The following is a 9912-nucleotide window of genomic DNA, read 5'->3' as shown; positions in this document are numbered from 1 at the left end:
AAGCAGTCCACCGGACACACCTCGACACAGTCCATGTACTTGCACTTGATGCAGTTCTCGGTGACCACATAGGTCATGGCTGTCTCCGGTTGGGCGGGCGCGAGCGGCGTAGCAAGTTTGGCCGCGACCGGGAAGAACCTCCGTTGCGGCAAAGAGCCGGCCGGAAGAAAGTCAATCCTCCGGATCGCCGGTGGCCGCCGATCGAGCCCCGGACCGGTCCGCGCTTCCGTGCGGCCGAAATTCCGCGGGCGGGCTCGCACCCGCCGGGACGTGCTCGGAGAAGAGCAGCGCCGCCTGCTCGGCGGAGCTGCGGCGCTCCGCGACCGCCAGCACGTGCACGATGCGCACGCCGCGGCCGAGCGCGAGCGTCAGCACGTCCCCCGGGCGGACCAGCCGGCTCGACGACAGGACCTTCTCCCTATTCACGCGGACGCTGCCCGTGGCGATCAGCCGCTGCGCGGCCGTCCGCGTGCGCGCGAAGCGGGCGTGCCAGAGCCACTTGTCGAGGCGCTGGCCATCGCCCCCGCTCATCGACCGCCATTCTCCTCGAGCTGCTTCTTGAGCGCCGCGAGGGCCGCGAACGGATTGTCCGGATCGACCGGACGCTCGCGCGGCCGCTCCTGACGCTCCGGGCGATACCCGCCGCCCTTCCGCGAACCGCCCCCGCGGTGCTCCTGCCGCTTTCCGTGCGCTTCGGGCTGGCCCTTGCGCTCCTGTCCGCCGCGCCCGCCGGCGCGATCGGCGCGCTCCTCGCGGTTATTGTCCTGGCGCTGCCGGCGCCGCTCGCCGTCCTCGCTCCGTCCCTGTTCGGGGCGGCCGGAACCGGCGACATCGCGACCCTGGCCGTGATGCCTGCCGTCGCGCCTCGGCCGCTTGGAGCGATCCCGTCCGCCGCCATAGGACGGCCGCCAGACGTCGATCATCTCGGGCTCGCCGTCCGCCGCCGGCTCGGCTGCCGCCGGCTCGCCCGCCGCTTCCGTCGCCGATGCGGCCGGCTCGGCCCCGCCCTCCTGCGCCGAAGCGCCTTCCGGCCCGGAAGGTGCAGCGCCCGCCTCCATATCCGCAACGGCCGGCTCAACCCCGTCGGCCTCCGCCGAAGCGTCTTCCGGCCCGGATTGTGCGGGCATCTCTTCCGCCTGCGCCTCGGCCGCGATCGCGCCGGTCTCGCCGACATCGATCGCACCGCTCGCGATCGCGTCGCTCAGCGTCGGCTCCGCCGTCTCCTCGCCGGCGCTTTCGGCGATCTCCTCGGCGAGCTCGAGATCCTCCGGCAGCTCCCCGGGAGCCGCGGCAGTGGCGTCGGCAGGCGCTTCGGCCGCCGCTTCGGCCGCCGGCGGCTGCGGACCGGACGAAACGTCCGCGGCGGGGCGCGGCTCCGGCCTCGGCCGGCGCTCGGCCCGATAGCCGAGGCCCTTCAGGATCACCGCCATGTCCTCGCCGGACGCGCCGAGAAGCGACGTCATGGCGGGCGTCACGATGAAGCCGCCGCCAGGGAATGCGCCGGCGGGCTCCATGCCGGGCGCGCCGGGGCGCCAGGCGAGGGCGGGCCGGATGAGGTCGGCCAGGCGCTCGAGGATGTCGATCCGGACGGCGCGGCGTCCGTAGCTGCGGAACCCGAACCGGCGGTAGAGCTCGGGCTCGAAGCCCGGTTCGACATTGACCGACGTCCGCCCCGAGCCCGAAATCGCGGAAAGCTCGGAAAGGCCGGGAACCTCGAAGTCGCGGTTCTTGAGCGCCCAGAGCTGCGCGGCAAGCGTGCTCGGCGCCGGCTTCAGCAGGGCCGGAATGTAGAGATGGTGCGCGCCGAAGCGGACGCCGTGGCGCCTGAGGCTCGCACGGGCCTCCTGGTCGAGGCCGCGGACGTCCTCCGCGACGTCGCGCCGGTCCACGATCCCGAGATTCTCGACCAGCCGGAACGCGATCCCGCGCGCCATGCCGGTGAGCGACTGGTCCTCCGCCAGGTCGACGAGCGGCTTCAGGACCGTCGCGACGTGGTTCCCGATCCAGGCGGTGACGCGGTTGTCGGCGAGCTCGCGCGGCGCGCCGGTCAGCTGCTCGTCCGCGAGCAGCACGGCGCGCGGCTTGAGCGCGTCCTCGCCCGCGACGAGGCGCGCGATCGGCTCGCCGCGCCAGCGCAGATAGCCGTCGAAGCTCAGCACGATCTCGCTGTCCGGCGCCTTGGCGAGCCGCTCGGCGCGGTCGACGATGGCGGTCGCGAGCGCCTTCTGCGCGGCGCCGCGCACGGCCCTGGCGTCGGCCCCTTCGCCGCCCGCCGCCGGCGTGAAGCGGAAGCCCTGGAGGCTGCCGACATGCTGACCCTCGACCAGCACATCGCCGGAGGCGGTGATCTCGGCCTCGAGCATCGTATTCTCCCTCAGCCGGCGCATGAGCACGCTCGTGCGCCGATCGACAAACCTCTGGGTCAGGCGCTCGTGGAGCGCATCGGAAAGGGCGTCCTCGGCAGCCCGCGTCGCATCGCGCCAATGAGGCGGATCGCCGAGCCAGTTCGGCTGGTTGGCGACGAAGGTCCAGGTCCGGATCTGCGCGATCCGGCTCGAGAGCGTGTCGATGTCGCCTTCGGTGTGGCTCGACTGGCGGAGCTGGGAGGCGATCCAGTCGTCCGGAACGACGCCGCCGTCGGCGACGAAGCGGAAGATGTCGGCGATGATCTGCACATGCTGGGCAGGCGCGATGCGCCGGTAATCCGGAAGCCGGCAGACTTCCCAGAGCCGGCGGACATTCTCGGGCCCGCGCGCGAGATCCCTGATCTCCTCGTCGCGCGACAGCATCTCGAGCGCCGTCTGGTCCTCCGCCGGGGGCGCCTTCGTCAGCCCGTCCACGCCCGGAACATCGTCGAGGCTCGTCTTGAGCGCCGAAAGGCTCGTGAAATCGAGCGCGTCGCTCCGCCACTGGAGCGTGCGGACCGGCTCGAAGCGGTGGCTCTCGATCGCCTCGACGAGCGAATCCTCGAACGGATCGACCCGGCCCGTGACGCCGAACGTCCCGTCGCGCATGTGGCGGCCCGCGCGGCCGGCGATCTGGCCGAGCTCCGCGGCCGTCAGCGCGCGGTACTGATAGCCGTCGAACTTCCGGTTCGCCGCGAAGGCGACATGGTCGAGATCGAGGTTGAGGCCCATGCCGATCGCGTCGGTGGCGACCAGGAAGTCGACGTCGCCGGACTGGAAGATCTCGACCTGCTTGTTGCGGGTGCGTGGGGAGAGGGCGCCGAGCACCACGGCGGCGCCGCCGCGCTGGCGGCGGATCAGCTCGGCGACCGCGTAGACCTCGTCGGCGGAGAAGGTGACCACGGCGGAACGCTGCGGCAGCCGGGTCAGCTTCTTCTGGCCGCTATAGCTCAGCACCGACATGCGCGGCCGCGTGATGATCTGCACGCCGGGCAGCAACTGCTCGATGATGCCGCGCATCGTGGCGGCGCCGAGGAGGAGCGTCTCCTGGCTGCCGCGGAGATTGAGGATGCGGTCGGTGAAGACGTGGCCGCGCTCGAGATCGCCGGCGATCTGGACCTCGTCGATGGCGACGAAGGCGGCGTCCGTCTCGCGCGGCATCGCCTCCACGGTCGACACCCAGTAGCGCGGGCGCTCGGGGAGGATCTTCTCCTCCCCCGTGACGAGGGCGACCTGGTCGGCACCGGCGCGCGCCGCGACGCGTCCATAGACCTCGCGCGCGAGCAGCCGGAGCGGCAGCCCGATCACGCCGGTCTCGTGCCCCAGCATGCGCTCGATGGCGAGATGGGTCTTCCCGGTATTGGTTGGACCGAGGACCGCCGTGACGTTCCTGGCGCTCCAGCGCTTGGAGCGGGGCGTGGGCGAGTTCATCCGCTGATCAGAAGGGTCCCGTCAGAATGAGGATCGCAGGCGCCGATCCGTGAGGCCCGATATAAGCGATCCGGTTTCCTTTCGCACCGCTCCGCGGGCACAAAATGTCCTTGAGGCCCCGCCTTTCTCGGCCGCCCCCCGGCAAGGGGCTCACGGATCGGCCCTGAAGCGCTCCAGGCGGAACACGAGCGGCCCGAAATTCGTGCCGACCCTGAGCCTGACCGGCACGGCGACCGGCACCGAGGCGAGCGGCGCGAGCCAGATCTCGAGATCGCGATTCTCCGCGAGTTCCTTGATCGTGCGGCGGTTCTTCCGGTGTCCGGCGATCGGGACATAGCGCATCGCGCAGACCTGGGCCGGGCCGGAATAGCGGTGGCTGCCGCCCTCGACCGTTTCGGTGCGCTGGTAGCTGAGGACGATGTCGAAGCGCTGCCGCCCGTCGAAGACCGGAACCGTACGGTTGCAGATTTCCGAACCCGTCGCCCCGCCGGTCGGGATCACGAGCGCGCTCGCCGGATCGAGCACGCCGCGCATGTCCGCCTCCGTGAGCGGCACCCGGTTCCGCCGGTGCTTCGGGCGGTCCGGGTCGATCACCGTCTTCGCGACGGCGTCGTTGGCGAAGTCGATCGAGACGTTCTCCGTCTCCTTGTCCGACCGGATCACCTGGCGGTAGCCGACGGGGAGCGGCCGCGGACCGGGGGGCAGCGTGCCGGCGGCGCTGACGCCGCCCGTGGCGTCGGAGAGGAGCCGCGAGACGCCGCGCACGCCGCCTTCGCCCTGGATCTGATAGGTCGTGCCGTCGGTGACGAGCTTCAGCGTGGCCTTTCCGACCGGCAGGCCGATCAGCGAGACGCCGTAGCTGGCGTCGATCGTGGCGGCCGCCGCCGCGGCGGGCGCCGCAAGGAGGCAGAGGCCGGCGAGGCGGATGAGGCGGGCGGCTCGGAACGGCATCGGCGGATCGTCGAGGGCGGGTCGTGCGTGGTTTCGCGGAATGCAATGTAGCGCGGAATTGGCCGAAAGCGCGGCCTGCGGCGAATGGCCGGGAAAGGTTTGCCGCGATGCGGCGGGCGGGCCGGCCGCCTTGGAGCCGCGATGCGGCCGGCGGGCCGGCCGCCTGGCGCCGCAATGCGGCCGGAATGCGAGGCCCCGGTTGACCGGCGGCTATTTTATAGCCGATCATTTAGCCGCCGAGGTCGATCCCGCGCGCAAGGGCTTCCACGAACGAGGAGCCGGAGGAGGAGGCGCCATGACCTGCGAGGAACCAGTCCGTCCGGATCCGCGCGGCGCGGGGCGCCTCGCATGAGGCCCGGCCGCCTGTCCGACCGCATCCGCTACGAGGCCCTCGTCGACCGGCCGAGGCTCACGCTGCCGGACGGCGCGCGCGTCGCGGTCTGGATCATCGTCAATGTCGAGGAATGGGCGATCGAGCGGCCGATGCCCCGCACAGTGCTGCCGCCGCCGATGGGCCAGCCGCTCCTTCCCGACCTGCCGAACTGGGCCTGGCACGAATACGGGATGCGCGCCGGCTTCTGGCGGATCCTCGAAGCGCTCGCCACGCGCGGGCTGAGGGCGACCTTCGCGCTCAATGCCGATGTCTGCCTGAGCTATCCGAGGGTGGCGGGGGCGGCGCTCGAGGCCGGCTGGGAATTCATGGGGCACGGCTTCGTGCAGCGGCCGACGCATCATCTGGAGGACCAGCGCGGCGAGATCCTCCGCGCAGTCGACACGATCGCGGCGTTCACCGGCACGCGCCCGGCGGGCTGGGAGAGCCCCGGCCTCACCGAGACGGCCGAGACGGTCGACTTCCTCGCCGAAGCGGGCATCGGCTATGTCGCGGACTGGGTGCTCGACGATTTGCCGTGCGAGATCGCGACCGCGCACGGACCGATCCTGTCCGTGCCCTACACGGTCGAGACGAACGACATCGTGGTTCACGCGCTGCAGCATCTGCCGTCCGACGGGCTCAAGCTCCGGTCGATCGAGCAGTTCGCCCGCCTCCATGCCGAGGGCGAGCGGAACGCCCGGGTGATGGCCATCAGCGTCCACCCCTATCTCACCGGGGTGCCGCACCGGATCGGCCATTTCGAGGCGCTCCTCGACCACCTTCTCGCCGGTTCGGGGGTCGCCTGGATGACCGGCGGCGAGATCGCCGAATGGTACCGCCGCCAGACCGGGATGCGCGCGGCGGCGGAATAGGCTCGGGCCGGCCGGAACGGCGGGCCGCAAGTTAGCAGACGATAATCAAACCGGGCGGAGACCCGGCCGGAGAGGGAGGGAAGAATGCAGGAGAGCCGCAGGACATTCTTGAAGGCGGCCGGCGCCGCGACCGCCGCCGCGCTGGTGGCGCCGCATGTCGCGCGGGCGGCGACGTTTCCGAGCGGGCCGGTGTCGCTGATGGTGCCGTTCTCGCCGGGGGGAGGGGCGGACCGCTCGATGCGGCTGATGGCGCCGTTCCTCTCCAAGGAGCTCGGCGTTCCGGTCACGATCGAGAACATAGACGGCGGCGGCGGCTGGCTCGGCTGGTCGGAGATGGCGAAGTGGGATCCCGAGAAGGACGACCACAAGCTCGGCTGCATAAACCTGCCGCACCTCTTCTCGTACATGGATCCGCGCATGAAGCGGACCGAGACGCTGGAGAGCTTCAACATCCTCTGCTGGCATTCCTACGATCCCTGCATCTGGGCGGTGCGGGAGAACGACGAGCGCTTCCTCAACCTGAAGCAGTTCCTGGATTATGTGGAGAAGAACCCGGACCAGATCGTCATCAGCTCCACCGGCGTCGGCTCGGACGACCACATGGGGATCGCCTATGCCGAGAAGTTCCTGCCGAACTTCAAGGTCAGGAAGGTCTACTCGAACGGCGACAACAAGAAGATCCAGGAAGTCATCGGCAGCGTGACGGATTGCGTGGCCGGCAACGTCGGCTATTACGTGCCCTTCATGCTGGAGGCCCAGCTGAGGCCGATCTGCGTCCTTCACGACGAGCGCTGGTCGGAGCTTCCCTCGGTGCCGACCTTCAAGGAGGTCACCGGCAAGGAGAACGTCTCCTATGCGGGCCGCACCGTCGGCGCGGCCAAGGGCCTGCCGGAAGAAAAGAACAAGGTGTATCTCGACGCCCTGCGCCGGACGATCGCCAATCCGGAGTACATCATCCAGGAACTCGCCAGCAAGAACGTGCTGATGTTCCTGGAGGGCGATGCGCTCCAGGCGCGGCTGAAGAGCTCGGCCGACCGCGTCGCCTCGATCAAGTTCTGGGAATCCGAATGAGCCCGGGGGCGGCGCCTTTCCGGCGCCGCCCCGCAAACCGGTCCTGTCCAACGCCGTCGGGAGGTCTCGATGCCGAACACGCTGTGGGGCGAGCGCATCTCGGCCGTCCTCTTCATCGCGGGCGCGCTCTATATGGGCTGGCTCGCGACCGACTTCCCGGCGGGCGGCGACCTTTTCCCGCTCTTCGTCTCCGGCCTGATGGTGCTCGTCGCGGGGATCATGCTGGCCCGCACCTTCGTGGCGCCGGAAAGCTTCGCGGCCTGGCGGGTGCGGGAAGCGCCGGCGCAGCTTGCGAAGCCGATCGCGATCACGGCCGTCGTGATCCTCTATGTCCTCGCGATCTTCCGCATCGGCTACTACACGACCACGTTCGCGCTTCTCGTCGGCCTGCCTGTCGCCGTCGGCCTGCGCCGGCCCGTCTTCATACTGGCCTCGGCGGCAGGGGCGACGGCCTTCATCTACGCCCTCTTCGAACTCGCGCTCGGCGCGCAGATGCCGAGAGGCCTCCTGTTCTAGCAAGCGGCGCCGCCGCAACGAGGGAGCCGCGATGGACCCGACGCTTTTCGGCTACGCGCTCAACGTTCTCACCGTGCCCAACCTCGCCGCGATGCTGGCCGGCACCACGGTCGGGCTCGTGATCGGCGCCATCCCGGGGCTGAGCCCGCCGATGGCGATCGCGCTGCTGATCCCGCTCTCCTTCGGGCTGCCGCCCGAGACGGCGATCATCCTCATGGTGTCGGTCTACGCGGCCGGCATCTATGGCGGCTCCTTTTCCGCCATCCTCCTGCGCGCGCCGGGCACGTCGGCATCCGCCGCCTCGGCGATCGAGGGCTACGAGCTGACGAAGCGCGGAAAGGCGATGCAGGCGATCCGCATCTCCACCTTCGCCTCCGTCGTCGGCGGGCTGGTGAGCGGCGTCGCGCTCCTCCTGCTCGCGCCGCCGCTCGCCAGAGCCTCCCTGCTCTTCGGGCCGGCCGAAATGTTCCTCGTCGCGATACTCGGCCTCACCTCGATCGCTGCGGTCACGTTCGGCAAGCTGTTCCGGGGGCTCCTCGCCGGCCTTGCCGGGCTCTATCTCTCGACCTTCGGGGTCGACAACTATTCCGGGTTTCCCCGCTACACGTTCGACTATATCGGCTTCGAAGGCGGCATCGGGATCCTTTCCGCGATCATCGGCCTGTTCGCCTTCGCGCAGGGGCTCGAACTCTGCCAGGCGCATGCGGCGGGGACGATCTCCGGCGTCGACCGCCTGAGCTGGAACCTCTTCCCGCGCCTGTCGGAAATCCGCTACACGCGCTGGGCGCTGCTGCGCGGCTGGATCACCGGGCTCGTCATGGGCATCATCCCCGCCGCCGGCGCGAGCGTCGCGCAATGGGTCGCCTATGGCTGGGAGATCCGGCACGCGAAGCCCGGCGACCAGTTCGGCCGGGGCGAGCTCAAGGGCCTTGCCGCGACCGAAGGCTCGAACAACGGCGTGACCGGCACCTCGCTCATTCCGCTCTTCATCCTTGGCATACCGGGCGGCATCTCCGCCGCCGTCATCTTCGGCGCGCTGATGATCCACGGCCTGCAGCCGGGCATGCGGCTCTTCCGGAACAATCCGGAGGTGATCTACACGATCATGTGGGGCTTTCTCTTCGCCAACATCGTGATGGGCTTCGTCGCCGCGCTGCTGGCGCGCGTCATGGCCTATCTGACGCTCTTTCCCCAGGGCGTGCTCGGTCCGATGATCCTGGTCTTCAGCGTGATCGGCACCTATGCCGGCGCCAACAACATCCATGCCGTGTGGATCATGATCGGCTTCGGGGTCGCCGGCTATTACGGCCAGCGCTGGGGCTTCTCGCCGGCGGCCATGCTGCTCGGGCTGATCCTCGGGCCGATCGCGGAGAACGGGTTCCGCGACATGATGGTGGTCGCGCGCGGAGCGCCCTTCGCCTACCTGGCGGGCCGGCCGATCGCGCTCGTCCTCCTCGCGATCGTGGTGATGGTGCTGTTCTACGCCGTGCGGCCGAAGAAGTGGGAGCGGCTCGAGGCGGACTCGGCGGTCGCCGCGGAGACGGCCGGCACCGGCAAGACCTGAAGGAAGGGCGGGCTATTCCGCGGTCCAGCCGCCGTCGACCAGGACGGCAGAGCCCGTCATCAGGGCGGCGGCGTCGGAGGCGAGGAACACGATCGCGCCCATGATGTCCTCGTAGCGGCCGAGGCGCCCGAGCTTGATCCTGCGGAGCACGTCCTCCCGGAAGGCCCGGTTCTCGAAGAAGGGCCTCGTCATCGGCGTTTCGACGAAAGTCGGCGCGAGCGTGTTGACGCGGATCTTCTGCGGCGCGAGCTCGATCGCCATCGCCTTGGTGAGGCCTTCGAGCGCCCATTTCGACGCGCAATAGATGGTGCGCGTCGCGGCACCGACATGGCCCATCTGCGACGAGACGTTGATGATCGAGCCGCCGTGCCCGCCCTCGACCATCCGCCGCGCCACCGCCTGGGCGGCGAAATAGGCCGCCCGCAGATTGAGATCCATGACGGCGTCGAAATCCTCGATTGTCGCGTCGAGGAACGGCCCGGGGCGGTTCGTCCCGGCATTATTGACGAAGATCGCGTAGGGCTCCGCCGCGGCGAAGGCGCGTTGCGCGCCCGCGATGTCGAGAAGGTCGAGCGCGAGCGTGTCGGCCTCGCCGCCGCCCGCACGGATGGCATCGGCCGCAGCCTCCAGTTCGTCGGTCGAGCGCGCGCAGAGGGTCACCCGCGCGCCGGCCTGGGCGAGCGCGCAGGCGGCAGCGAAGCCGAGGCCGCGCCCGGCGCCCGTCACGAG

8 protein-coding genes and 1 pseudogene are annotated in these 9912 nt (G+C 70.1%); 4 read left to right on the top strand and 5 right to left on the bottom strand.

Annotation, left to right across the window (positions count from 1 at the left end):
* From E4O86_RS23280 to E4O86_RS20675, 4 genes and pseudogenes are all read right to left on the bottom strand, one after another.
* Positions 1–77: pseudogene (locus E4O86_RS23280) on the bottom strand (ferredoxin FdxA); the annotation flags it as partial.
* A gap of 94 nt (positions 78–171) precedes the next feature.
* Positions 172–531: an RNA-binding S4 domain-containing protein gene (locus tag E4O86_RS20685; RefSeq protein ID WP_161142447.1), complete on the bottom strand. Its 360-nt coding sequence runs from the start codon at positions 529–531 to the stop codon at positions 172–174.
* A complete protein-coding gene (locus E4O86_RS20680) occupies positions 528–3836 on the bottom strand; it encodes a helicase-related protein (protein WP_161142446.1) in 3309 nt (1102 codons plus the stop codon). The genes E4O86_RS20685 and E4O86_RS20680 overlap by 4 nt, the downstream gene beginning before the upstream one ends.
* A 150-nt stretch (positions 3837–3986) precedes the next feature.
* The gene (locus tag E4O86_RS20675) at positions 3987–4787 is read right to left on the bottom strand and encodes a DUF3108 domain-containing protein (RefSeq protein ID WP_161142445.1); all 801 of its coding nucleotides are present in this window, start codon (positions 4785–4787) and stop codon (positions 3987–3989) included.
* A gap of 348 nt (positions 4788–5135) precedes the next feature.
* On the opposite strand from E4O86_RS20675, the gene E4O86_RS20670 reads away from it, so the two are divergent.
* From E4O86_RS20670 to E4O86_RS20655, 4 genes are all read left to right on the top strand, one after another.
* A complete protein-coding gene (locus E4O86_RS20670) occupies positions 5136–6032 on the top strand; it encodes a polysaccharide deacetylase family protein (protein WP_161142444.1) in 897 nt (298 codons plus the stop codon).
* Between the two features lie 84 nt (positions 6033–6116).
* Positions 6117–7103: a tripartite tricarboxylate transporter substrate binding protein gene (locus E4O86_RS20665; RefSeq protein WP_161142443.1), complete on the top strand. Its 987-nt coding sequence runs from the start codon at positions 6117–6119 to the stop codon at positions 7101–7103.
* Between the two features lie 69 nt (positions 7104–7172).
* On the top strand, positions 7173–7619 hold the full coding sequence (locus E4O86_RS20660) for a tripartite tricarboxylate transporter TctB family protein (protein WP_161142442.1): 447 nt from the start codon (positions 7173–7175) through the stop codon (positions 7617–7619).
* Positions 7620–7650: 31 nt separating this feature from the next.
* Entirely contained in the window at positions 7651–9183 is a 1533-nt protein-coding gene (locus E4O86_RS20655) for a tripartite tricarboxylate transporter permease (protein ID WP_161142441.1), read from the top strand.
* Positions 9184–9195: 12 nt separating this feature from the next.
* On the opposite strand, the gene E4O86_RS20650 is transcribed toward E4O86_RS20655, so the two are convergent.
* Positions 9196–9912: SDR family NAD(P)-dependent oxidoreductase (locus tag E4O86_RS20650; RefSeq protein WP_161142440.1), on the bottom strand; the 717-nt coding region annotated here is incomplete at its 5' end.

Source organism: Propylenella binzhouense, assembly GCF_009866965.1.
GTDB lineage: Bacteria > Pseudomonadota > Alphaproteobacteria > Rhizobiales > Afifellaceae > Propylenella > Propylenella binzhouense.
This window is presented reverse-complemented; position numbering and strand designations above follow the sequence as displayed.